The organism is Candidatus Binatia bacterium, assembly GCA_035631035.1.
GTDB lineage: Bacteria > Eisenbacteria > RBG-16-71-46 > SZUA-252 > SZUA-252 > DASQJL01.
Genome location: DASQJL010000062.1, coordinates 115,058 through 138,765, shown reverse-complemented (window position 1 = coordinate 138,765; position 23,708 = coordinate 115,058). Strand labels below are relative to the sequence as shown.

At 70.3% G+C, this 23,708-nt stretch carries 20 protein-coding genes; 16 read left to right on the top strand and 4 right to left on the bottom strand.

Going from position 1 to position 23,708, the window contains the following annotated elements:
• The first annotated feature begins 2 nt into the window (after positions 1 to 2).
• From VE326_06955 to VE326_06915, 9 genes are all read left to right on the top strand, one after another.
• Positions 3 to 2,405, top strand: coding sequence for a PAS domain-containing protein (locus tag VE326_06955; GenBank protein ID HYJ32945.1), 2,403 nt, complete (start codon positions 3 to 5; stop codon positions 2,403 to 2,405).
• Positions 2,406 to 2,466: 61 nt separating this feature from the next.
• On the top strand, positions 2,467 to 4,770 hold the full coding sequence (locus VE326_06950; protein ID HYJ32944.1) for an FAD-dependent oxidoreductase: 2,304 nt from the start codon (positions 2,467 to 2,469) through the stop codon (positions 4,768 to 4,770).
• 13 nt (positions 4,771 to 4,783) lie between these two features.
• On the top strand, positions 4,784 to 5,503 hold the full coding sequence (locus VE326_06945) for a methyltransferase domain-containing protein (protein ID HYJ32943.1): 720 nt from the start codon (positions 4,784 to 4,786) through the stop codon (positions 5,501 to 5,503).
• Positions 5,504 to 5,587: 84 nt separating this feature from the next.
• Positions 5,588 to 6,319, top strand: a complete 732-nt coding sequence (locus VE326_06940) for a TSUP family transporter (GenBank protein ID HYJ32942.1) — start codon at positions 5,588 to 5,590, stop codon at positions 6,317 to 6,319.
• 40 nt (positions 6,320 to 6,359) lie between these two features.
• Entirely contained in the window at positions 6,360 to 6,935 is a 576-nt protein-coding gene (locus VE326_06935; GenBank protein HYJ32941.1) for a cytochrome c, read from the top strand.
• 15 nt (positions 6,936 to 6,950) lie between these two features.
• Positions 6,951 to 7,529 (top strand): DinB family protein, encoded by a 579-nt coding sequence (locus VE326_06930; GenBank protein ID HYJ32940.1) that lies wholly within the window; start codon positions 6,951 to 6,953, stop codon positions 7,527 to 7,529.
• Positions 7,510 to 8,937, top strand: coding sequence for an FAD-binding protein (locus VE326_06925; GenBank protein ID HYJ32939.1), 1,428 nt, complete (start codon positions 7,510 to 7,512; stop codon positions 8,935 to 8,937). Before VE326_06930 ends, VE326_06925 begins: the two co-directional genes overlap by 20 nt.
• Complete coding sequence (locus VE326_06920) at positions 8,934 to 9,392, top strand: SCP2 sterol-binding domain-containing protein (protein HYJ32938.1); 459 nt, start codon at positions 8,934 to 8,936, stop codon at positions 9,390 to 9,392. The genes VE326_06925 and VE326_06920 overlap by 4 nt, the downstream gene beginning before the upstream one ends.
• An 11-nt stretch (positions 9,393 to 9,403) precedes the next feature.
• Entirely contained in the window at positions 9,404 to 9,880 is a 477-nt protein-coding gene (locus VE326_06915) for a GNAT family N-acetyltransferase (GenBank protein HYJ32937.1), read from the top strand.
• 13 nt (positions 9,881 to 9,893) lie between these two features.
• Here VE326_06915 and VE326_06910 read toward each other — a convergent pair whose 3' ends face one another.
• Positions 9,894 to 10,328 carry an Hsp20/alpha crystallin family protein gene (locus VE326_06910; protein ID HYJ32936.1) on the bottom strand — a complete coding sequence of 145 codons (435 nt, stop codon included), beginning with the start codon at positions 10,326 to 10,328 and terminating at the stop codon, positions 9,894 to 9,896.
• A gap of 272 nt (positions 10,329 to 10,600) precedes the next feature.
• On the opposite strand from VE326_06910, the gene VE326_06905 reads away from it, so the two are divergent.
• The 3 genes from VE326_06905 to VE326_06895 are packed head-to-tail and all read left to right on the top strand — an operon-like array spanning position 10,601 to position 14,025.
• Entirely contained in the window at positions 10,601 to 11,446 is an 846-nt protein-coding gene (locus VE326_06905; protein HYJ32935.1) for an ATP-binding protein, read from the top strand.
• On the top strand, positions 11,439 to 12,794 hold the full coding sequence (locus VE326_06900) for a sigma-54 dependent transcriptional regulator (protein HYJ32934.1): 1,356 nt from the start codon (positions 11,439 to 11,441) through the stop codon (positions 12,792 to 12,794). Before VE326_06905 ends, VE326_06900 begins: the two co-directional genes overlap by 8 nt.
• A 10-nt stretch (positions 12,795 to 12,804) precedes the next feature.
• The gene (locus VE326_06895; protein HYJ32933.1) at positions 12,805 to 14,025 is read left to right on the top strand and encodes a PP2C family protein-serine/threonine phosphatase; all 1,221 of its coding nucleotides are present in this window, start codon (positions 12,805 to 12,807) and stop codon (positions 14,023 to 14,025) included.
• On the opposite strand, the gene VE326_06890 is transcribed toward VE326_06895, so the two are convergent.
• Positions 13,967 to 14,845 carry a DMT family transporter gene (locus VE326_06890; protein HYJ32932.1) on the bottom strand — a complete coding sequence of 293 codons (879 nt, stop codon included), beginning with the start codon at positions 14,843 to 14,845 and terminating at the stop codon, positions 13,967 to 13,969. The genes VE326_06895 and VE326_06890 overlap by 59 nt on opposite strands.
• A 504-nt stretch (positions 14,846 to 15,349) precedes the next feature.
• Between VE326_06890 and VE326_06885 the strand changes: the two genes are divergently transcribed.
• Positions 15,350 to 16,255 carry a hypothetical protein gene (locus VE326_06885; protein HYJ32931.1) on the top strand — a complete coding sequence of 302 codons (906 nt, stop codon included), beginning with the start codon at positions 15,350 to 15,352 and terminating at the stop codon, positions 16,253 to 16,255.
• Positions 16,256 to 16,364: 109 nt separating this feature from the next.
• On the opposite strand, the gene VE326_06880 is transcribed toward VE326_06885, so the two are convergent.
• Together VE326_06880 and VE326_06875 are read right to left on the bottom strand one after the other, a co-directional pair.
• Positions 16,365 to 17,321, bottom strand: coding sequence for an EamA family transporter (locus VE326_06880; GenBank protein HYJ32930.1), 957 nt, complete (start codon positions 17,319 to 17,321; stop codon positions 16,365 to 16,367).
• Positions 17,318 to 17,848, bottom strand: coding sequence for an Lrp/AsnC family transcriptional regulator (locus VE326_06875; GenBank protein ID HYJ32929.1), 531 nt, complete (start codon positions 17,846 to 17,848; stop codon positions 17,318 to 17,320). Before VE326_06875 ends, VE326_06880 begins: the two co-directional genes overlap by 4 nt.
• Before the next feature lie 149 nt (positions 17,849 to 17,997).
• Here VE326_06875 and VE326_06870 point away from each other — a divergent pair, with 149 nt between their 5' ends.
• From VE326_06870 to VE326_06860, 3 genes are all read left to right on the top strand, one after another.
• A complete protein-coding gene (locus tag VE326_06870; GenBank protein HYJ32928.1) occupies positions 17,998 to 18,408 on the top strand; it encodes a hypothetical protein in 411 nt (136 codons plus the stop codon).
• A gap of 82 nt (positions 18,409 to 18,490) precedes the next feature.
• A complete protein-coding gene (locus tag VE326_06865) occupies positions 18,491 to 23,038 on the top strand; it encodes a PKD domain-containing protein (GenBank protein ID HYJ32927.1) in 4,548 nt (1,515 codons plus the stop codon).
• 66 nt (positions 23,039 to 23,104) lie between these two features.
• Entirely contained in the window at positions 23,105 to 23,686 is a 582-nt protein-coding gene (locus VE326_06860; GenBank protein HYJ32926.1) for a DUF4126 domain-containing protein, read from the top strand.
• Positions 23,687 to 23,708 lie beyond the last annotated feature (22 nt).

The following is a 23,708-nucleotide window of genomic DNA, read 5'->3' as shown; positions in this document are numbered from 1 at the left end:
GGATGGCTTCGCCCGCGCACTCGTCGAGCCCGGAGAGCCGGATCGCGCGGCAGCTCGCGGAGGTCTGGAGCGAGACCGGCCTCGCGGGGGCGCTGGCCCGCGGGGCCGGTCTGCTGGCTTCCGGGGCCCATGGGGCCTCGGCGCTCTTCCTGGTTACCGACGATGGCATCGCGGCAGAGGCGTGGCACCAGGACGGCGCCGCGGGCGACCTCGAGCGCCGGGTGCGATTCCAGCAGGCGGCGCTCGAGGGACCCGATGCCGATCCTCGCCACTACGGCCCCACGGGCGCCCTCGTGGCGCGGCGCACCGTGCCGGCGCCCGCGGGAAACGCGCGCGTCACGCTCGTCTGGGTGCGGGAGGCGGGGTCCGAAGCGGCCGGCGGCGCCGCCGAATCGATCCTCGACGTGCTCGTCTGGAAGGTCGCGTCGGTGCGCGATGGCGAATACCACCGCGCGCGCCACGAGCAGTACGAGCGCTGGTTCAAGACGCTCGATGCCCAGCTCCGCATCCTCGACCGGGAACGGCAGAAGTTCGCCGCCGTCGCCAACCAGAGCGACACCTGCGCCTTCGTCACCGACGCCTCCCACGCGGTCACGTGGCACAACAAGGCGATGGCGCAGCTCTTCGGCCGCGAGGACGAGGGTTGGACCGGCCGGCCCTGCGCCGAGCTGTGCGAGCGCCTGGGATTGGTGGGGGAGTCGGGCGCGTGCGGCGTGTGCCCGGTCCGCCGCGCCTTCGAGACGAATGCCGCCGTGCATCGCGAGGTGCACGCTCCCGACGGCCGCGAGCTGTACCTGACGGCGCTGCCGATCAAAGGCCCCGACGGTCGCGCCTTCGAGGTCCTGGGCCAGATCCAGGACCTCTCCAACCTGGAAGTCGTGCGGCGCGCGAAGGACCGCCTCCAGACCGTCATCTCCGGCGCCCCGATCGTGCTCTTCGCGGTCGACCGCGAGGGCCTCTTCACCCTCTCGGAGGGGAAGGGGCTGGAAGCGCTCGGGCTCGCACCCGGGGAGGTGGTCGGGAGGTCCGCATTCCAGATCTATCGGGACACGCCGGGCATCGGGGCCGCCATCCGGGACGCGCTGGCCGGCGCGACGGTGACCGATTCCGTGGAGCTGGGCACCCTCGCCTACGACGTCTATTACGTGCCGCTGCGCGATCCCGACGGCTCGATCCAGGGCGTGATCGGCGTCGCGACCGACATCACCGAGCGGCGCCGCGCGGAGCGGGCGCTCCAGGAGAGCGAGGAGAAGCTGCGCCACGCGCAGCGCCTCGAATCGGTGGGGAGCCTGGCCGGAGGGGTGGCGCACGACTTCAACAACCTCCTGACCGCGATGTTCGGCCACCTGAAGTTCCTCCGGGACAAGCTCGGGGCCTCCGAGGAGCTGCGCGCCGAGGTGGACGCCGTCGAGCACGCCGCCAACCGTGCGGCCACCCTCACCCGGCAGCTCCTCGCATTCAGCCGAAAGCAGGTCCTCCAGCTCCGGGCCGTGGACCTGAACGCCGTCGTCGCCGGCATGGAGCCGATGCTGAAGCGCCTGATCGGCGAAGACGTCGAGCTCGTGACCCGGCTCGACGCCGAGCGTCCCTGGATCCGCGCCGATGCCGGCCAGGTGGAGCAGGTCGTGATCAATCTCGTCGTGAACGCGCGCGACGCCATGCCGGGAGGCGGCCGGCTCGTTCTCGGGACGCGCGACGTCGCGCCGGGGATGGGCCCGCAGGCGGGGGAAGGAGACGCGGGGCGCCCCGAACCCCTCCGGACGGGCTCCTACGTCAGCCTCGTCGTGAGCGACACCGGGCAGGGAATGGACGCCTCGACCCTGGAGCGGGCGTTCGAGCCCTTCTTCACGACCAAGGCCGTCGGAGAGGGCACCGGCCTCGGGCTCTCGACCGTGTACGGCATCGTGAAGCAGAGCGAGGGAGAGGTGTTCGTCACCAGCGCCCTGGGCGAGGGGGCGACGTTCACGATCTATTTCCCGAGCGCTCAGGCTCCGGCGTCGGACGAGCCCGCCCCGCTCGCCGTCCCCGCGCTCACCCCCGGCCACGAGACGATCCTGCTGGTGGAGGACGAGACGATGGTCCGGGACCTCTTCCGCGACGTGCTCGAGGCCTCCGGGTACCGGGTGCTCGAAGCGGCGAACGGCATCGAGGCGCTGGAGGTGGCGTCGCGCTTCGGCCAGGCGATCGACCTGCTCGTCACCGACGTGATCATGCCCGGCATGGCGGGGGGCGAGCTGGTGCGCCGCATGGCGGAGGTCCGCCCCGCGACCAAGGTGCTCTACGTCTCCGGCTACACCGACGACGCGCTGGTCCGGCGCGGCGTCATCGAGGCCGGCGTCTCCTTCCTCCAGAAGCCCTGCATGCCCGACGAGCTCTCGCGGGTCGTCCGCCAGATCCTCGGCTGAACCTCCGCCCTTGGCCGGTACGCCCGGTCACGCCCCGCCCGGTCCCGAGTATAGTTCCCGCATGCCCAACCCGATCCGCCGCTACGCCCGCTGGCTGCACACACGATGGCCCGCGGGCACCGTGGAGAAGCTCCCGGAGGTTCGCTCCGACGGGACCACGCGCGTGCCCGGCGTTCTCGTCGCGGGCGACCTGACGGGAATCCCGCTCCTCAAGAACGCCCTCGATACGGGCGCGCGCGCGGTCCAGCGAATCGCCCTCGACCTCAGGGGAACGCCGCGCACCCCGCCGCCCGGGGAAGACGTCTTGCCCCCGGCGCAAGCGGCGCCCCCTGCCGCGGCGCTGGATCTCGTCATCGTCGGCGCCGGGGTTTCCGGCATGGCCGCCGCGATGGAGGCGAGGCGCGCCGGTCTCTCCTTCGCCGTCCTCGAGAGCGCCGAGCCGTTCGCCACCGTCGCCAATTTCCCGAAGAAGAAGCCGATCTTCACTTACCCCACCGGGATGAAGCCCGTGGGGCCGCTGCAGGTCACCGCCGACGTGAAGGAGCCGCTCCTCGAGGAGCTTCGCGCGCAGGCCGCCGCGGCCCGAATCGAAGTCCTGCCAGGCCACGCGACGCGGGTCGCCCGCGAGAGCGGCGGGATGCTCGCGGTGCAGCGGGCGGACGGAGAGCCGATCCGGGCCCGGCGGGTGCTGGTGGCGATCGGAAAGAGCGGCGACTACCGGAGGCTCGGCGTCCCGGGCGAGGAGCGCGACAAGGTCACGAACCGGCTCCACGACCCGAAGGACTTCGCGGGGCAGAACGTTCTGGTCGTGGGCGGCGGCGACTCGGCGGTCGAGACGGCGCTCCTGCTCGACGGGGCCGGAGCGCGCGTGACGCTGGCGCACCGCGGCGCCGAGCTGGTCCGGCCGAAGCCGGAGAACGCCGAGCGCCTCCGCCGATCGGGCGTCTCGATCCGGCCGAAGACCCGCGTCCGCGAGATCGGCGCCAAGGACGCGACGCTCGAGGACGGGAGCGGCCGCGTGGAGCGGATTCCGAACGACGCGGTCTTCACCATGATCGGCCGGGACGCGCCGCTCGGGTTCTTCCGCCGCTCCGGAATCCCGATCGCGGGGGAGCGCGGTGCTGCCTCCTGGATCGCGATGGGTCTCTTCCTTCTCTTCTGCGCCTGGCTCTACAACTGGAAGTCGGGCGGCAGCATGTCGGCCCTCTTCGCCGCGCGGAGCTGGTTTCCCTTCAACCTCCCGGCACTCCTGGCCGTGGCGGGCGGCGCGATCGCGCGGGATGCGGCCGATCCGCGCACCCTGATCGGGACCCTGGCCATCAGCGCGGCCGGCCCCTCCTTCTGGTACACGCTGGCGTACACCACGGTCGTGCTCCTCTTCGGGTGGCGGCGGATCCGGCGCCGCCGCACCCCCTACGTCACGGCGCAGACCGCGACGCTCGCCGCGATCCAGGTCGTGCCGCTCTTCCTGCTTCCCGAGATCGTCCTTCCGCTCCTCGGGCACAACCACCTGCTCCCGCGCGGCCTGGCCGACGCGCTGTTCCCGTCGGTGACCTACGGCCACGGCCGCGAGTACTGGCGCGCCTACGGGCTGATCCTCGCCTGGCCCCTCAACGTGTACAACGTGTTCACGCACGACCCGCTCTGGTGGTGGATCGGCATCAGCGCCGCGCAGACCTTCGTGCTGATCCCGCTGGGGATCTACTTCTTCGGCAAGGGCGTCTACTGCGGCTGGATCTGCTCCTGCGGCGCTCTGGCCGAGACGCTGGGCGACACCCACCGTCACAAGATGCCGCACGGCCCGGCGTGGAACCGCCTCAACCTCGCGGGGCAGGGGGTCCTGGCGGTCGCCTTTCTGCTGCTCGGCGTGCGGATCGCGGGGTGGATCCTCCCGGACGGGAACTGGGCCGACCGGCTCTTCGATCCGGTCTTCAAGACCCAGTACAAGTGGATCGTGGACGTGTTCCTCGCCGGCGTGATCGGATACGGTCTCTACTTCTGGTTCTCGGGACGGGTCTGGTGCCGGTTCTTCTGCCCGCTCGCAGCGCTGATGCACGTGTACGCGCGCTTCAGCCGGTTCGCCATCGTGCCCGACAAGAAGAAGTGCATCTCCTGCAACGTCTGCACGTCGGTCTGCCACCAGGGGATCGACGTGATGAATTTCGCGAACAAGGGAGAGCCGATGCGGGATCCGGAGTGCGTGCGCTGCTCGGCGTGCGTTCATGCCTGTCCCACCGGCGTGCTGACCTTCGGCCAGGTCGACCGCGCGGGGCGGACGATCGCGCTCGATCTCCTTCCGGCCTCGCCCGTGCAGATGCGTGAAGCCGACGTCCGGGCAGGCGCCGTGCCCAAAACCGCGCCGTGAGCCGATCCCCGTCGTGAACGGCGTCGCCCTTCGCGAGACGATCGCCTTCTTGGAGCGCCATCTGCCGCCTCCGCCCGCGCGCCTGCTCCAGGTCGGAGCGGCCGACGGAGCGGTGGCGCTCGAGCTGGCACGCCGGCGCTATGCCGTCACGGCCCTCGACGAGGCAGCCCCTCCCGAGCGAGGGGACGCCCCGCTGGAGTGGATCGAGGCCGAGTTCTCGAATTTCACTCCCGACGAGCCGTTCGACGCGGTCCTCTTCACGAACGCCCTTCACGCGCTCCAGCCGGCCGGCCGGACGCTCGACCGCGCGCTCGCCGCGCTGGCGCCCGGCGGCCTCCTCCTCGCCGAGGAGGTTGCGTTCGATCGCGTCAACGTGCACACGGCGCGGTGGTTCTACGACCTCGAATCGGTGCTCGTCGCCGCGGACGTGATCGAGCCTCCCGATCCGGCGCACGCCGCCGAGCGCCGTCCTCTCGCGCGATGGCGCCAGGAGCACGCGTCCGATCCGCCTCTCGCTACGGGGCACGACATGCTCGCCGCGGCGCGTGAACGCCTGGAGCTCTCCGCGGTGGAAGAGGCTCCCTTCCTCTACCGCGGCTTCGCCGCGCGCGCCAAGGGCGGCCCGCGCGGGGTGCGCGTCCTGGAGGTCGCGTTCGAGCTGGAGAGCCGCCTGATCCGCGAGCGGGACATCGCCGCCGCGGGACTTCGATTCGTGGGGAAGCCCCTGCTATAATCCCGCGCTCGCGGCGTAACGGTCGGGAAGGAGGCGGCGGCGGAACTCTCGGCGGGCACCGTCGTGGCCCTGTGCGCGGCCACGATGTTCGCGGGCGCGATGGACGCGGTGGGCGGCGGCGGCGGGCTCGTGACGGTGCCCGCGCTCCTCGCCGCCGGCCTGCCGCCGCACCTCGCGCTCGGGACCAACAAGGGCCAGTCGGTCTTCGGTTCCTTCGCGGCGCTGTCGCGCTACGCGCACGCCGGGCTGGTCGACCGCAAGGCGGCCGGCTTCGCGTTCCCGCTCGCGGTCGCGGGTTCGGCCGGAGGCGTCGCGCTGGCGCTTGCGATCCGGCCCGAAGTGCTGCGACCTCTGGTGCTGGTGCTTCTGGTCGCCGCCGCGGTGGTCGTGGTTTCCGTCCGCCCGTCGGAGGAGCGTCGCGCCGCCGCGCCGTCCGAACGACGGGCGGATTGGATCTGGGCGGGAGCCGCCCTCGGGATCGGCGCCTACGACGGCTTCTTCGGTCCCGGCACCGGCACGTTCCTGATCCTGGTTCTCGTGACGCTGCTGCACCGCACGCTCACGCGGGCGACGGCGGACGCCAAGGTCGTGAACTTCGGATCGAACCTCGCGGCGGTCGCCCTCTTCGCGAGCCGCGGCTCGGTCCTCTGGAGCCTTGCCCTCCCGATGGCGGGGGCGCAGCTCCTGGGCGGGTTCCTCGGCGCGCACCTGGCCGTGCGCCAGGGGGACCGTTTCATACGGGCGGTCGTCGTGCTGGTCGTGCTCGGGCTGGTCGTGAAGGTCGCTCGCGACCTTCTCGCGCCGGGGAGTCGGTAGCGGTTTCACGCAGCGAACTTCGAAAGGAGATCCACGAACCATGCATCGGATTCACCGCATCGCGATCCTCGCCCTCCTTGCGCTCGCCGCGGCCTCCTGCTCCAAGAACGAGCCGGGTCAGGGCGCGGGCGCCCCGGCCGACTCCGCCGCGCAGGCCGCCGCGTCCATGACTCCCGTGCAGCGCGGCGAGTACCTGGTCACCGTGCTCGGCTGTCACGACTGCCACACCCCGGGCTACTTCTACGGCGCGCCCGACATGAGCCGCGCCCTCTCGGGAAGCGAGCTGGGATGGCAGGGTCCGTGGGGCGTCTCCTACGCGCGCAACCTGACCCCGGACTCCACCGGCCTCCTGGGATGGACCGACGACGAGATCCTTCGCGCCATTCAGAACGGCGTGAAGAAGGACGGATCGCCGATCGCCCCGCCGATGCCGTGGCCCGATTTCGCGCACCTGACCCATGCCGACGCCATGGCGGTGGTCGCCTATCTCCGCAGCATTCCGCCCGTGCATCACGTTCCGCCCGCCAGGGTCCCACCCGGCCAGAAGGTCGCGGGCTCGGTCATCGTGTTCCCGCCGGCGCCCGATTGGGACAAGCCGCGGAAGCCGGCATCGTAAGCGGGGAGGGCTCCCATGCAGACCGTCGTTCGATCCCACATCCTGCCGCTTCCGGGGTTCAGCGCTCCGGAGGCGGGCACGTTCCTCGCGCAGCTCGACGACCAGCTCCGGCTGGTCAAGGAAGCGACGCGCGATCTGACGCCCGAGGACCTCATGTGGCAGCCGGCGCCCGGCATGAACACCATCGGGATGCTGCTCGCGCACATGGCGGTCGTGGAGGTGTTCTGGACCAAATTCGTGCTCGGCGGCGACCCGGCGGCCCCGGTGGAGGACGTGCTGGGCATCGACGCGGACGGCGACGGGCTCCCTGTGCCGGAGGGAGCGCCGGCGTTTCCGCCGCTGAACGGAAAGGACCTCGCGTTCTACCACGACCTGCTCGACCGCTCGCGGGAGTTCCTGAAGCGCACGGCGCGGGAACGGGCGCCGGAAGACATGGAGCGGGAGATCCAGCGCGAGCGTCCCGACGGTTCGGTGCGGAGCTTCAACGTGCGCTGGTACTACTACCATCTGCTCGAGCATTTCTCGGGACACCGGGGACAGATTCAGCTCCTGGTCCACATGCGCCGCGCGGCTCGTGAGCGGACTGCGCGATAAGCTGAAGCGCTCCGTCACGGGAGCGGTCCGCGACGCCGGCGAGGTGCCGGAGGAGCTGACCACCAATTTCGGCCACGTCTTCCGCTCGGTGCCGCGGCTCCTCGTGGAGCCGCGCGCCCCGGAGGATGTCCTGGCCGCGGTCCGTTTCGCGCGCGAGCACGGGCTCACCGTCTCGGCGCGGGGCGGCGGCCACAGCCAGAGCCACGTCGGGCTGTCCGAGCAGGGCATCCTTCTCGCGATGCCCTCGCTCGACCGCGTGCTCACGATCGACCACGAGCGCCTCACCGCCGACGTCGAGGCCGGCGTCCTCTGGGGCACGCTGCTGCAGAAGCTGAAGCCGTTCGGCCTGGCGCCTCCCGTCCTGACCAACAACCTGAACGTGACGATCGGCGGCACCCTTTCGGTCGCGGGGATCGGGGTGGCCTCCTTCCGCTACGGCACGCAGGGAGATCAGGTCGAGGAGCTGGACGTGGTCACCGGCGCGGGCGAGACGGTGACCTGCGGCCCGGGGAAGCATCAGGATCTCTTCGAGGCCGTGATCGCGGGGATGGGACAGTGCGGCATCATCACGCGCGCGCGGCTCAAGCTGCGCCGGGTGAAGCCGATGACCCGCACCTACTATCTCCTGTACGACGACGCGCGGCGCTTCATGGACGACGCGCGGACGGCGATGGACTCCGGGCGCTGGGACCACCTCGAGTCGTGGGCCTCCCCCTCGCCTCAGGGGACGAAGCCGGTGAACGGGCGGCGCCAGGTGTTCGCGCGCTGGTTCTATCCCTTCCACGCCACGGTCGAGTTCGACGAGGACGCCGAGCCCGACGACGCCGCACTCCTGGCGGGACTGACCCCCTACGAGAACCTGTACGTCGACGACCTCCCCACGTACGACTTCTTCGCGCGCCTGGAGCCGGTATTCGACCTCTGGAAGCGCGGCGGCACGTGGGAGCACGTCCACGCCTGGACGGAGTGCGTCATGCCCTGGGCGACCGCTCCCGACCTGCTCGAGGCCATCCTCCCCGATCTGCCCCCCTCGATCCTGGTGGGCGGACACGTTCTCCTCTGGCCCGCGAAAGGGAACACGTCGCGCTCGAAGCTGTTCATGCGGCCCGAGGGAGAGGACCTTCTCGGATTCGGCATCCTTCCCGCGATTCCGGCCCGCTACTGGGAGGACGCCAAGCCGATGCTGGACGTGGCCAGCCGCCTTTCGATCGCGATGGGCGGGAAGCGCTACCTGTCGGGGTACGTGGAGTTCACGCCGGAAGAGTGGCGCGAGCACTTCGGACCGATGTGGGAGCCGTTCGCCGCCGCCAAGCGGCGCTTCGATCCCGACGCCGTCCTGAATCCGGGATTCATCCCCCTGGACGAGCGGCGTCCGGCCGCTCCGATTCCGGACGAAGTCGCTCGATGACCGAGGGAATCCCGTTCGGAACCCCGGAGTGGGCCGCAGCGCTCCGCGAGGCGGTGAACCGTTCCTCGGAATACCGGAATGCCGCGGCGCGCTGGGGCGCGGGGTGGAACGGGAACCTCCTGTTCGCGTTCGAAGCCGACGCCGGGCTCGCGAAGCCGCTCTACCTGTTCCTCGCGCTGGCGCAGGGACGGTGCGAGCGCGCCGAGTTCACGGCCGGTCCGTCCCACCCCGACGCGGGCTTCACGCTGCGCGCTCCCTTCGCCCTCTGGCGGGAGATCCTCGAGCGGCGGACCCTCGCCGCCGCGGCGATCCTCACCGGCCGGATGCGCGTGGAAGGGGACAAGCTGACGCTGCTCCGGCACGCGGGCTCCAATCGGGCGTTGATCCACGTGGTCGCCAGCGTGCCCACCGTCTTTCCGGCGGCGCCCGCCGCCGGCTCGCCTCCCGCTCGCTGACCCGCCGCTCCGTGGCCGCGCGACCGGTCTCCATCCGCCGCGCCGAGACTCCGGAGGACTTCGCTCTCGCCCGGACCCTCTTTCTCGAGTACGCGGCATCGCTCGGGTTCGATCTGGGATTTCAGGATTTCGAGCGCGAGGTGGCGACCCTGCCGGGCGCCTACGCCGAACCGGAAGGTTGCCTGCTCCTGGCGGCGACGGAAGCGGGAACGGCGGGGTGCATCGCGATCCGCCCCTTCGAGAGCGGCGTGTGCGAGATGAAGCGGCTGTACGTGCGGCCGGCGTATCGAGGTCTGGGCGCCGGGCGTGATCTCGCCGCCGCGTCGATCCGCCAGGCTCGCGCCCGCGGATATCGCCGCATGCGGCTCGACACGGTACCGGGAATGGACGCGGCCATCGCGCTATACCGCGCGCTGGGTTTTCGCGCGATCGAGCCCTATCGCCCGAACCCGGTCCCCGGCGCCCTCTACATGGAACTCGACCTCTAGGAGCTTCGGGACGTCACTCGATCTTCACCGGGATCGCGGCGCCTTTCACGGCTTTCGTCTTCGGGAGTCGGATCGTGAGCAGGCCGTTCTTGTGAACCGCCGTGACGTTCGTCGCATCGACGGGCAGGGGGAGCTGAACGCTCCGGGTGAAGCTGCCCATCGACCGCTCCATGCGATAGTGCTTCTCGTCCTTCTCGTCCTTCTCGTACCGCTTCTCGCCCGTCAGCGTGAGGACGTTTTCGTCCACCGTGACCTGGATCTCCTTCGGATCCACGCCCGGGACTTCCGCCTTCACGACGATCGCGTCCCCCTTGTCGGCGATGTCGAGCGAGGGGACCCATACCCCGTACGTGTTGACCGGCGTTTCCGAGCCCCAGAACTGATCGAAGAGCCGGTCCATCTCCCGGCGTAGCGCCGAGATTCCGGCATCCGAGATGAGCGGTTTCATTCCATCTCCCCCTTTGCCCGCCGTGGTGGCCCCGCGAAGCCGGGCGGCGCAGCGCTTCCCGGGATCGCGCTCGGTGCTTGGTCGTCGCGTCGACCGGGAGCAGGAACCGCACGAATTGTGCCGCGAACGCCCGGCCGGGCGGCGCCGCGCGCAACCGGCCGCGAGCCCCCATCGGCCAAGCACTTCGGCTCCGGTAGGTGCGGGACTTCTACCTAGGTACCGTATCGGCGCGCGGGCCTCCTCTGCCAATCTGTCAGAGAACGGAGACCACCATGTCAGTGGAGAGCCCAGCTTCAACCAACCCCGGAACCGCCGGTCCTCCGGCGCCCACCACCCTGGCGCCGGCCGCGGGGATCGCCGCGCCGCTCCCGTTCGTCGAAGATCGCGGCGCCCTGGAGCGGCAGCTCAGTCACAGCGAGCGGCTCGCGTCGCTGGGCATCCTGGCCGCCGGCGTCGCCCACGAGATCAACAACCCGCTCGCGTCGCTGCTCGCCGGGGTCGAGGCGCTCCGCCGTCGTCTCTCCGACCCGCAGGAGGCCGCCTCCGCCGCCGACGTGACGCGGCTGCTCGACATCCTGGAGCGGGAGACGCGCCGGGTGCGCGACATCGCCGACAAGCTGATGCTCCTCGCCCGCCCCGAGTCCGAGAAGGCGAACTGGTTCAACCTGAATCGCGCGGTGGACGACACGGCCGCGCTGCTCGGATACCAGATGACGGTCCAGGGGATCCGCTCCCAGCTGGACCTGGCGCCGGGACTGCCGTGCATCTGGGCGCGCGAGGGGGCGATGCGAAGCGTCTGCCTGAACATCATGATGAACGCGCTCCAGGCGATGCCGAAGGGGGGCGTGCTCACGGCGCGCACGCGCTACACGGCCGAGGCGGCCATGCTCGAGGTGGACGACACCGGGCAGGGCGTTCCTCCCGAGATCAAGGACCGCATCTGGGATCCCTTCTTCACGACGAAGCCCCCGGGGCGGGGAACGGGACTGGGGCTCTCCATCTCCCAGAGCATCGTCGCCAGGCAGGGGGGGGTGATCCGGACCGAGAACCTCACGCCGCACGGCGCGCGCTTCACGGTCGAGCTGCCGATCCAGTCCCGTGGAGGAGAGGATGGCTGAGCCCCGGGTTCTCCTGGTCGACGACGAAGAATCGTTCCGCGTGATCGCGCACGAGGAGCTGCGGCACGCCGGCTACTCGCTCGAGACCGCCGGCTCCCTGGCCGATGCGCGCGAGCTCCTGGCCGAGCGCGCGTATGACGTCGTCTTCCTGGACCTGCGCCTTCCGGACGGGAACGGCCTCGACCTGATCCCCGAGATCCACGGAGCCTTCCCGGCGACGCAGGTCATCGTCCTCACCGCCTTCGGCACCGTGCAGGAGGCGATCTGGGCGATGAAGCAGGGGGCCTTCGATTTCCTGGCGAAGCCGTGCACGCTGGGACAGATGGAAGCGGTGCTCCAGCGCGCGCTTCAAGTCCAGGCGCTGGCCCGCGAGAACCTCGCCCTGCAGCGCGACGTCGACCGGCTGAAACCGAGCGATCGCATCGTCGGCTCCACGGCGCCGCTTCGCGAGGTCATGGGCCTGATCGGCCGCGTGGCCGGCACCGATTCCACGGTCCTGATCCGTGGAGAGAGCGGCGTGGGGAAGGAGCTCGTGGCGCGCGCGGTCCATCGCGCGAGCCGCCGGGCGCGGCGGCCCTTCGTCGTCGTCGACTGCGCCTCGCTCCACGAGAACCTGCTCCAGAGCGAGCTCTTCGGGCACGAGAAGGGCGCCTACACCGGCGCCGTGCGGCTCAAGCACGGCCTCTTCGAGGTCGCCGACCGCGGCACGCTGTTCCTGGACGAGATCGGCGAGGTGACGCCGGCGCTCCAGGTGAAGCTCCTCCGCGTGCTGGAGACGGGCGTCTTCCGCCGGGTGGGCGGAACCTCCGACGTCTCGGTGGACGTGCGCGTCATCGCGGCGACGAACCGCGACCTCGAGGCGATGATGCGCTCCGGCACCTTCCGCGAGGACCTCTACTATCGGTTGAACGTCTTCTCGATCCAGATTCCGCCGCTTCGCGACCGCCGCGAGGACATTCCGCTCCTGGTCGAGCACTTCATCCACTCGAGCGGCGTCGTCGGGAAGCGGGGCGTCACGGTGAGCCCCGAGGCGATGAGCGTGCTGGTGCGCTACGACTGGCCGGGGAACGCGCGCGAGCTGCAGAACGTGATCGAGCGCGCGCTGATCCTCTCGGACGGCGACGTGCTCCAGCCCGCGGAGCTCCCGATCGGAGTGCGCGCCGCGCCCATGCGCAACGGCGAGTCGGCGACGTCGCGGATGACCCTGGCCGAGGCCGAGCGGCGCTACATCCGTCAGGTCCTGGGCGAGTGCAACGGCCACCGCCAGCGGGCCGCCAAGATCCTCGGGATCAGCGAGCGCAACCTCTACCGAAAGCTCAAGGAGCTGGAAGCCGAAGCGGCGTGCTAGGATCGCGCGCATGGCCGCGCGCTCCTTCCGAAAATCCCCGGTCTGGAAGCTGCTCCTTCGTCCCGCGCTGATCGCGGTTCCCTTTGCCCTGTTCTTCCAGTTCCAGAGCACCACCGGCCGCCAGTTCGCCGCGTACTACGTCGCCTCGCTCATCTTCTCGCTGATCATCGGATGGTGCATCGAGGCCAATACGAAATGGGTGCGCCCCAGACTCTCGCGGGACGGTCGGGCCGACCGCGGCGCGGGGCTGGTGCGCGAGATCGCCAGTTACGGCGTCGCCAGCCTGGTGGGAACCCTCCTCGCCGCGGTCGTGCTCCACTTCACCATCGCCCCCGGACTGCTCCGCTCGGCGCACGTGATGGTGGAGATCCTGGTCTGGTCGCTGCTCTTCGGCGCGCTCTTCCTGGCCGTGAACTACGTCTTCATCATCCAGGGCCGGTACCTGACGCACGTCATCGCCACGGCGGAAGCCCGCGGACGCGAGCAGCAGGAGCTGCGCACGGCGGCCTCGATCCAGCAGGCGCTGCTGCCCCCGCATTCCCACGAGGCGGCCACGTGCAGCGCCACCGGATCCTCCATTCCCTGCCGGACGATCGGCGGAGACTTCTTCGACTACTTCGAGCTGGGGGACGGACGCCTGGCGTTCGCGCTCGGGGACGTCGCGGGCAAGGGGCCGCCGGCGGCGATCCTGGCCGCGATGGCCCAGGGAATCCTCGCCTCGCACGTGGGACCGGACGTGCCGCCCGCCATGACCGTCGACCGCGTCAACAAGGCCCTCCTCCGCCGCGCGATCGAGGCGCGCTTCGCGACCCTCTTCTACGGCTGCCTGGACCGGGCGGGGAAGCTGGTCACCTGCAACGCGGGACACAACCCCGGCTTCCTGTTCCGCGGCGACGGGACGATGACGCGCCTGGAAGAGGGCGGGCTGATGGTGGGCGCCTTCGACTTCGCTTCCTACGCCGAGGAGGAGGCGCTGCTCACGCCTGGGGACACGCTGGTGCTCTACAGCGACGGCGTCACCGACGCCGAGGCGCCGGGCGGGGAGCAGTACGGCGAAGAGCGCCTGCTCTCGTGTCTCGAGCGAAGCCGGGGAAGCCCTCCGTCTGCGATCCTCCAATCGCTGCTCGACGACGTGCGGGCGTTCGCGTCAGGCCATCCGCCGGCCGACGACGTCACGGTGCTGGTGGTGCGTTACGCGGACGGCCCCGCGGCGAGTCCAGCCAGGTCTTGAGCCCGGTGGCGCCGAGGATGAGCAGCCCGCCCGCGTTGGACCAGGGACCCGGCCGCTCCCCATGGATGATCCACGCCCAGAGCGGGTTCAGCGCCGGCTCGAGGAGGAGGAGCACCGAGGCCTCCAGCGCCGGGACGTGGCGCATGGCCCGCACCAGGAACACGTAGGCCACGCCGATCTGCACGACCCCCAGCCCCGACACGATCACCCAGTCGAGCGCGCGCGCGTGCTCCACGGGCAGCGCGAAGGGAAGCGCGACCAGGAAGGCGATGGCGTTGCCCGCGATCACGACGGCCGGGGCGGATCCCGCGGCGCCCTCCGCGCGACCGATCCAGCGCAGCCCCATCACGGTCAGGGCCCAGGTGATCCCCGCGGCGGCAGCGAGGATGTTGCCGAGCGCCGGATTGGGCGCGGTTCGGAGGGGAGCCTCGGCGCCCACGAAGAAGAAGGAGAGGCCGATCGCCAGGAGTCCGATGATCGCCCAGTCGAACGCGCGCGTCTTCTCGCGCAGGAGCGCCGGCGCCAGCAGCAGGATGTAGAGCGGGGCCGTCGATTGCAGGAAGATCGTGTTCGCCGACGTCGTGAGCTTGTTCGCGAGGACGAAGAGGAGAACCGTCGCGGCGTAGGCCAGGGATACGAGCCACACGGGACGCCGAAAGCCGCGCCGGGCTTCCGGCATCATCAGCCAGACGGCGAGCGCGGCGATGCCGGATCGGAAGCTCGCCACCTGCCAGCTCGTCAAGGCGCACGCCTTGATCCCGGCGCCCCCCACGGAGAAGATGAGAGCCGCCGCCAGGACCTGTAACCGTGCCCGGCTCATGGGTTTCACGTAGCTCCTCTATAGCAGAGGCCCCGGGCGTCACCTAGTGAGAAGCAGGGAGCTGGTTGGGCCCCACGTGAACGGAGCGGTCGCGAAATGGGAGGCGCGCCGGGCGAGTGGGACTTGTCCGAGCCGTCCCCAGCCGTTCCACGGGCGCCGTATCCTGTCCGCAACGGGACAGGGCGGCGCCCTTTCGTTCGCGCGGCGCAAGGCCGCCTCGGCGCTAAATGGCCTCGTGCTAGCGACTTGCGCTTTTCACAGGCGCAGCTCCCCACGCTGGCATGTCCCTTTCTCCTGAACGTCTGCCTCGGCGTCGCCATGACGGCGCCGGGATGAATCGAGGCGGCCAGGGTTGGAACGGATTTCGATCACGACATCTCCTCCGCGCCTCGCCTCTCCGGGGTGGGGCGCGAGGACCCTGGCCATTTTTTAGGTTCCGCGGAGACCGTGAGTCGCCGCCTCGGACGTGCGTTCGGGACGCGCGGCCATGAAGGAGTCAGTTCCATGAAGCGCACCACCTCCCTGTTGGTAACTCTCGGCCTCCTGTCCCTCGCCGCGATCCCGGCGCTGGCCGACGACGCCGCGACGCAGACCGCGCCCGGCGCCGCGGACCAGACCCAGACGCCGAGCACGCAGCCGGCTCCGGCCACGCAGCCGCCTCCGGCCACGCAGCCGGCTCCCGCGCCGACGACCGCTCCGGCCGATCCCGGTCAGCCCGCCGTGAGCAGCGACGCGGCCGCCCCGGCGGCGCCAAGCGCCGCGGACGTTCTGGCGCGGATCCGCGACGAGGGAAAGAAGGTCGACGCCAAGACGGACCAGAAGGTCACCACGGCCCTGGATGCCGCCTCCAACGACGTCGAGAAGAACGTCGCGGCCGACGGCGACGCGAAGATCGCCGCGCGGCTCGCGGCGGAATTCGGCACCACGCCGGACGCGCTCCTCTCCGAGAAGAACGATCTCAAGGCGAGCTGGGGGCAGCTGATGATCGCCCATGCCCTCGTCGCCAACGGATCGACCGACCTCACGGCCAAGCAGGTCTTCGATCTGCGCGGGGAGGGGATGTCGTGGGGACAGATCGCCACCGGAATGGGGCTGCGCCTCGGGGACGTCGTGAAGGCGGCCAAGGAGGAGGCTCGTGTCGCCAAGGGCGCGGTGCCGGCTGACGGCAAGGTGGCCGTCGTGCATGGGGCCGGCTCCAAGGCCGACGCGAGCGAACGTGCCGCGAAGGCTGAGAAGGCGGCCATGAAGGAGGCGTCCAAGGCAGCGTCCGCCAAGGCGGATGCGGACAAGGCAGCGTCCAAGGCGGACAAGGCAGCGTCCGCCAAGGCGGACGCGGGCAAGGATGCGGCCCCCGACGCCGCGTCTGCCCCGGCGGGAAGCGCTTCCGGCAGCGACGGCGGGAAGAAGTAGCGAGCGTTCGGATAACAGCACTGCGGCCGAGCACGGAAGGGCCGGTCGCGGCTCGAAGGGCGGACCTCAGGGTCCGCCCTTTGCATTTACCGCCCGCCCAGCCGGCGGGTCATGCCGCCCGCCCGCGGGACGCTGCGGCGCGCTCAGCCCCGCCGTTCTTCGCGCGCATGCGCGAGAATACGATCAGCACGACTCCCGCCAGGATGAAGAGGGCCGCGACCAGCGTGTTCGGCCCGAACGCCTCGCCGGCGAACGCCCATCCCAGGAACACCGCGACGATCGGGTTGACGAACGCGTAGGTCCCGACCCGGGCGGGCGTCGAGGCCTGGAGCAGCCAGTTGTAGGCGCTGAAGGCCACGATCGAACCCGCGACGATCAGGTAGAGGATCGCGAGAATCGAGCGCATCGAGATCGCCGCGACGTGGACCTGCCGCGCCTCGCCCAGCAGGAGTCCGGCGGCGCACAACGCGAGGCCTCCGACCAGCATCTGCATGGCGCCCGACTGGAGGTGGGAACGGGGATGGGAAAGCCGCCGCGAGAAGACCGTTCCCGCGGCCCAGGCCATCGGTCCGACGACCAGCACCGCCGCCCCCGCGTGGTCGATCCCTCCCTCCGGCCCGCGGGTCCCCACCAGGAGCACGACACCCGCAAAGCCGGCGAGCACGCCGCACAGAACCGCGGCCGAAGGGCGCGTTCCACCCCGGCGCATCCAGTCGAACAGCACGATCCAGAACGGGATGGTGGCGACGAGCAGGGCGGCGAGCCCCGACGGGACGCGCGTCTCGGACCACGAGACGGCGCCGTTTCCTCCGAGGAAGAAGAGCCCCCCGAGAATCGCCGCGGCCGACCACTGCCGGCGCGTGGGAGGCATCGTTTCCCCGCGCAGGGCGAGCCAGCCGTAGAGGAGGCCGCCCGCGATCACGAAACGGACGCCCGCCATGAGAAGGGGCGGGATCGTCTCGACCGCGAACCGGATCGCGAGGTAGGTGCTTCCCCAGATCAGATAGATGCAGGCGAACGCGAGGATCACCTTGAAGCGCGAGGAGCGGAGCGTCGCGGCGGTCATGGCGCCCTCCGGCGCGAACGCGCGGCGGCGCGCTTCGGCCGGCGCGTCTCGGAGGCGCGCGCTGCGGCGCCATCGGGCGGAAGCGGCATCTGCGCCGATTCCTTCACCGAGGAGAGGACGATCGTCGTACGCGTGGTGCGGATCGCGGGGAGCGCGCCGAAGGAGTCCCGAAGCAGCCGCCCCAGCGCGTCGGTGTCCGCGATGCGCACCTTGACCAGGTAGCAATCCTCGCCCGCGACCTGGTGCACCTCCTGGACCTCGGGGAACTTCGCGATCTTCCGCCCGATCTCGAGCCCGCCGATCTTCTCGTCGGCGTGGACGAAGATGAAGGCGAGGAGCGGCGAGCCGAGCGCGGAGGCGTTCAGGCGCGGCTCGTAGCCGCGAATCACGCCGCGCTTCTCGAGCTTCCGGATCCGTTCCAGCACGGCGGAGGGCGCGAGCCCGATCCGCCGCGCCACCTCCACATTCGAGGTGCGGGCGTTCTCCTGAAGAATCGACAGTATTTCACGGTCAACAGCGTCGATCATTTGGCACCTCCAGGGTATGACAGAATGATATTCGTTAAGGTGCCTTAACGCACTCCGATTCTTGCGCGGGAATTCGGATGGGCGGGGGAGGGGACGCGGCGTACACTGGAGCCGTCCGGCCCGATCGGGCCCGAGGGGGTCGACTCATCGTGTTCCTGACACTTCTGCTCGTGACGCTCCTGGTCGCGCTCGCGACCTCAGCGATCGTCGTCGCCCTCTTCCGGAAGCCGATCCGCCAGATTCTGGACCGCATCATCGGCCCCGAGCTGGCGCACGCCTGGCAGCGGTTCCTCCTCTTCGCCATCTACGTCGTGGGCGTCTCCTCCGGCGTTCAGATCTGGAAGCTCGAGCAGTACCTCCGCGCGGAGCCGGGACCGAACGGCGCCGGCCGCCCTCCCTTCGCGCTCAATTCCGAGTCGATGGGTCTCGAGGTGTACCGAACCATCCTCCAGGTCCTGCAGGGGATCGCCTGGGCTTTGCTGGTGTTCTTCGTGGTCGCGCTCATCGCGTTCGTGCTCGTGAGGCGCGGCGAGGCGCAACGGGAGCGGGGCGCGTCATGACGACCGCGCGCCTCGCTCTTCACAGGGGTCGTCAGGCCCCGGATCGGCCCGCCGGAGGCTCTGTCCGGGGGGACAGGTGTCCATGGACCCTTGCTACCACGTTCGCCATGCGATCGCGGTTGCCGTCTCCCTCGTAGTCGTCGCCAGCGCCGCCACCGCCGCGGCCCAATTCATGTACCTGGACGCCAACGGCGACGGCGTCCGCACCGAAGCCGACGTCTTCCCGTCGACGGGCACGGCGACGTTCGACGTCTGGCTGGTGACGGATCACAACCGGGACGGCACCCCCGCGACCTGCGCCGCAGATCCCTCCGCGGCGCTGACGATCAACTCGTATTCCTTCATCCTGCGCGCCACTCAGGGAACCGTGGTCTGGAGCAATTTCGTGGACCGGCTGCTGCCGCAGGCGTACGCCGCCGGAGGCGACAGCTCCTCGACCGAATTCTGGATCGGCCGCGCCGGGATCACGGCGCTCGCGCCGGGCCGGTACCGGCTGGCGAGTCTCACGGCCACGGCGACGTTCGGATCGCCGTCGATCCTGGTCGTCCCCACGTCCGAGACGATGAGCGGGGCACCGCTGACCTCGTTTGGGTCGCAATGCATGGGGGTCGACTACGACAACACCATGAAGCTGGGCACGGACTGGTTCGATGCCGATGGGCTCCCGTTCTCCTCCCCAGGTAACGGAGCGCCCAGTCTCGAGCCCATCCCGCCCCTCATCGTGGCGGAAGGCTCCGTGCTCGAGCGTGCACTGCATGCCACCGATCCCGATGGACAGGCGCTGACCTTCGGGATGGACGGGCCTTCGTATGCCTCGGTCACGACGACTGACCCGGGCACCGGGAGCGCCACCGGCTTGCTGCGCGTTTCGCCAGGCTATACGGACGCCGGCACCACGGAGGCGATCGTCTTTGCCACCGACGGGGTCAGCCAGGCGGGGAGCCTTTTGCACCTCACCGTCACCGACGTGAACCGCGCGCCGGCCCTGCAGCCCCTGGCGGCCGTGAGCGTGGTCGAAGGCCAGACGGCGACCCTGCCGGTGGTCGCGTCGGACGCGGACGGTACGACACCTCTCAGCCTGAGGATCGTGTCCGGTCCCGGTTTCATGTCCCTGTCGCGTGTCGTCGGGGGCATGACGAGCATCTCCGCCGATCTCGTCGTGCGGCCCGGGTACTCGGACGAGGGGTCCTACACGGGTGTCCTCGCGGCGAACGACGGCATGGCATCCGACACGGAGTCATTCCCGATCACGGTGACGAATGGGAACCAGCCGCCGATCATCCCCGAATACCTGCCGGATGTGAGCGTGGTCCCCGGAACGCTGGCCTCGGTGGACGTCAGCGCGACCGATCCCGAGGGCGCGCCGCTCACGTTCTCGGAGTTCGTGTTCTCGCAGCCTATCGCGTTCATGACGGTTCTCACGATCGACCCAGGTCATGGGACCGGCTTGGGTCGCGTGGAACTACGGCCGACTCTGGCCGATGTGGGCGATCACACGGCGCGCATCAAGGTGAGCGACGGCACCTCCTTCAGCTACACCACCATGGGTGTTCAGGTCCCCGACCCCAACGAGCTGAACGCGCCCCCCGTCCTGAACCCCATCGCGAACATGGTCGCCGTGGAAGGGGACTCGGTGTCGCAGGTCGTGCACGCGAGCGATCCGGAGGGGAACTGGCTCCAGTTCACGCCGATCAGCTTCTTCCCCTTCATGCGCCTCACCGACGTGACCCGCGGCGCGACCGAGACGACGGCGCGCATCGTGATGGCGCCCCGTCCCGGGGATCGGGGACAGGCAACGGTGGGCGTGCGGGTGTCGGACGGGATGGGCGAGTCGGAGCAGTCGTTCCAGGTCACGGTGCTGGAGCCGCGCGCCGGTTCCACGATGTTCCTGCTTCATCGCGATCCCGCGCCCTCGGACGAATGGACGACGCTGCAGTTCCGGACGGGAGAGGGCTCGTTCACCAGAGGGGGGGACCACGGAACGGTTGCCGTCGCGTTCGTGCCGCCCCCGCCGAAACCCGACGGCACGGCGTGGGGTCCCGCCGTTCAGCTCGCTTGCCTCCCGGCACAGCGGCCGCACTGTCTCAGCGAACCGATCAACAACTGGACCTTCTGGTTCCAGCCGCCGCTCGGGCAGACGTTCACGGCCGGCGTGACCTACGACGCGCTCCCGGTCGCGGACAGCACCCACGCGGCGTTCGTGGCGCACGACTACTGCTCCTTCCGGAGCCCCCCTTCAGCGCGGCTCGAGATCCGGCAGGTGCAGGCCGCGGCAGACGGCACGGTCACATCGTTCTGGGCGACGGCTCGCCACGACCCGGATGGCGTTTCCGGTCTCTTCGAGGTCGAGCTGCGCTACGCCGCGCAGCTCCCGGTGTCGATCGACGCGCCGAGCCGCATGGAGGCGCATGCTCAGGTCGCGCTCGAAGTTCCTCTGAGAATCGGCGGGTACGCCGCCGGAAGCCCGACCGTCACATCCCCCGACCTGCCGGCGGGTGCGGCGATAACCATCTCGAACGACAGCACCGCTCTCTTCCGGTGGACTCCCGATTGGGGAGACAAGGGCCTGCATTCCCTGCGCTTCATTGCGCAGCGCGCGGGTACGGCGCCCGATACGTGTCTCATGACCACCTGCGTCGATATCCCCGGCGAGACGACGGCCGTCGTGGACGCGAACCGGCTGCAGGCGATCGTCACGAACCGCGGGAGCACGAGTGACGTGTGGGGGAATGGTCCGGGATTCATCTATCCGCGCGGCTCCGGGATCGCGGTCGGGAGCTCGGCGGGGCTGCTTCTCTCGGGCGTCGTGGACGGCTCCGTCCGGATCGCCCGCCCGGTCACCGACTATCATGCCGGGCCGGTCGAAAGCGGCACCGCGCCGGTATTCCGTCCGGAGTTCAAGAACTACACGATCCGGCGCGGCTCCACGTCGGACTACGATTGGGTGCACTGGCCGACTCAGCTGGGCGCCCCCATCGACGCTTCGGGCGGACCTCTGCTCCTCGGGGATGAAACGGTATGGAGCGTCTACAACGACGCGCCCGCGCTCTGGGAGTCTCCCCCCTCGTCACGCGAGGCGCTCGGCCTGGAGATCCGGCAGACATCCTGGAGCATGGCCGACCCGGGCGCCGTGGGCAGCACGGTCTATCAGGCGTTTCGGCTTCGGAACGTCGGCACGAGCCCGATCCAGGAGCTCTATGCCGCGGTCCAGCTGGACCCGGTCACGTGGGAGACCGGTGGCGGATGCGTGGCCTACCCCAACCGGGATCAGATGGGATGCGACACGACGAGCGGCCTGGCGTACGCGTACAGCCGGGACGACTGGGTCGCCCGGAATGCCATTGGGGTCCTCACGTTGGGTCCCGAGCCCAGGCCCGCGGCCGTTCAGGACCAAAGAGATTTCTCGCCACAGGGCGTACACAACCAGCTCCAAGGACTCAATCCGGACGGCACGCCACGGCACGAACGGGACGATCCGGCGCTCCCGATCACACCGTACGCCTACACGGGAGACCCGCTGCTCCAGAGCGGCTGGTTGTATGCGGGTCGGTACGGCGTCTGGATCCTGGCTTCGGCCGGCCCGTTCGATCTCGCTCCCGGGGCGGAACAGGAAGTTCGCTTCGCGATCGTCGCCGCGGAGGGGCTCTACCCCCTGGACGCGCTTCGTCGCCTTCGAATCACCGCATCCGAGATCATGGAGCCGCCCGTGCCACCGCCGGACCGCCCACCTGCAGCGGAAGCCGGCGGCCCGTACTCCGGCTTTGCCGGGACGCCGGTGACCTTCGATGGCTCGGGGTCGAGCGATCCGGACGGGGATGCCCTCGTCTACACGTGGCGATTCGGGGACGGAGCCATCGGCAGCGGAGTTCAGCCGCTTCATACCTACACCGCGGCAGGCAGGTACCCTGTCCGGCTCTCGGTCTTCGACGCGCATCTCGGAACCGAGGACTCCACGGCGGCCCAGATCGCTCCCGTGGACTCGGCGGCGGCGCTCCTCACCGCCAGCGGGCCGGCGGTGCGCCTGCAGTCCGCGCGACCCACGGTCCGGATCTCCCTCGAGCCGTCCACGGGCGGCTTCGGGGCCTCCGACGTGGACCTCGCTTCCGTCACGCTGCAGCGACGGGACGGCGTTGCCGCGGCGATCGCGGCGGTGCGCGAGAAGAGCCCGGCGCTCACCGACCAGGACCACGACGGCGTGTCTGAGATCGCGATCACCTTCCGGACTTCGGACCTGCGCGCGATGCTCGCGGACCTCGCACCCGGGATGAGCGACGTCGCGTTCTGGGTTCGCGGGACGCTGGCAGGCGGCGGACGGTTTGCGGCGCCGCTCCAGCTGCGGATCGACGCCGGTAAGAAGGGGCTGGCGGTGGCCATCGCTCCGAACCCGCTGAATCCGACGGCGCTGCTCACGTTCCGGATGGCGAGCCCGGGTCCGGCCCGCGTGGTGCTGTTCGACGTGGCGGGACGCGTGGTGCGCGTGGCACTCGACGATCCCCGCGAGGCCGCGGGTTACCACGAAGTTCCCATCGGACGCGACGCTCACGGCCGCGATCTGCCCTCGGGCGTCTACTTCTATCGAGTGATCACGTCGGAGGGGAACGCTTCCGGGAAATTGGTCATGATGAAGTGAGGGGCCGGCGGCACCACCGCAAAGCGGGGCGTCCCCAAGCGGGGCGCCCCGCGCTACACTGACGGCATGCCCACCGGCTCCCTCGGACTCGTCCTCGGCACCGCCTTCGCGGCGGGGCTCAACGTCTACGCCACGGTGGCGACGCTGGGGCTGCTCCAGCGCTTCGGCGCGATCGTCCTTCCCGAATCGCTCCGCCCGCTCGCGCACCCGCTCATCCTGGGTCTCGCGATCCTGCTCTACCTGGTGGAGTTCGTGGCGGACAAGATCCCGGCCGTGGACCACGTCTGGGACGTGATCCACACCTTCATCCGCCCGCCCGCGGCCGCGATTCTCGCGTTCGCCGCGGTGGCCGGGGTGGGAGAGCCGTGGCGGATCGGCGCCGCTCTTCTCGCGGGCACGGTCGCGCTCGCCTCGCACGGCGGGAAGGCTTCGGCCCGGCTCGCGGTGAACACGAGCCCCGAGCCGTTCAGCACGTGGGGGGTGAGCCTGGGGGAGGACGCGCTCGCGGTCGCGCTCACGTGGCTTGCGGCGACGCATCCCGTGCTCGCGATCGCGCTGGCGATCCTGCTCACGGCGGCGGCGTTGTGGGTGGTGTGGATCCTCTACCGGCTGGCGAAGCGCATGGCGGCGAGGTTCCGCACGGCCTGATCCCGGCGGGCCCCGCTCCCGG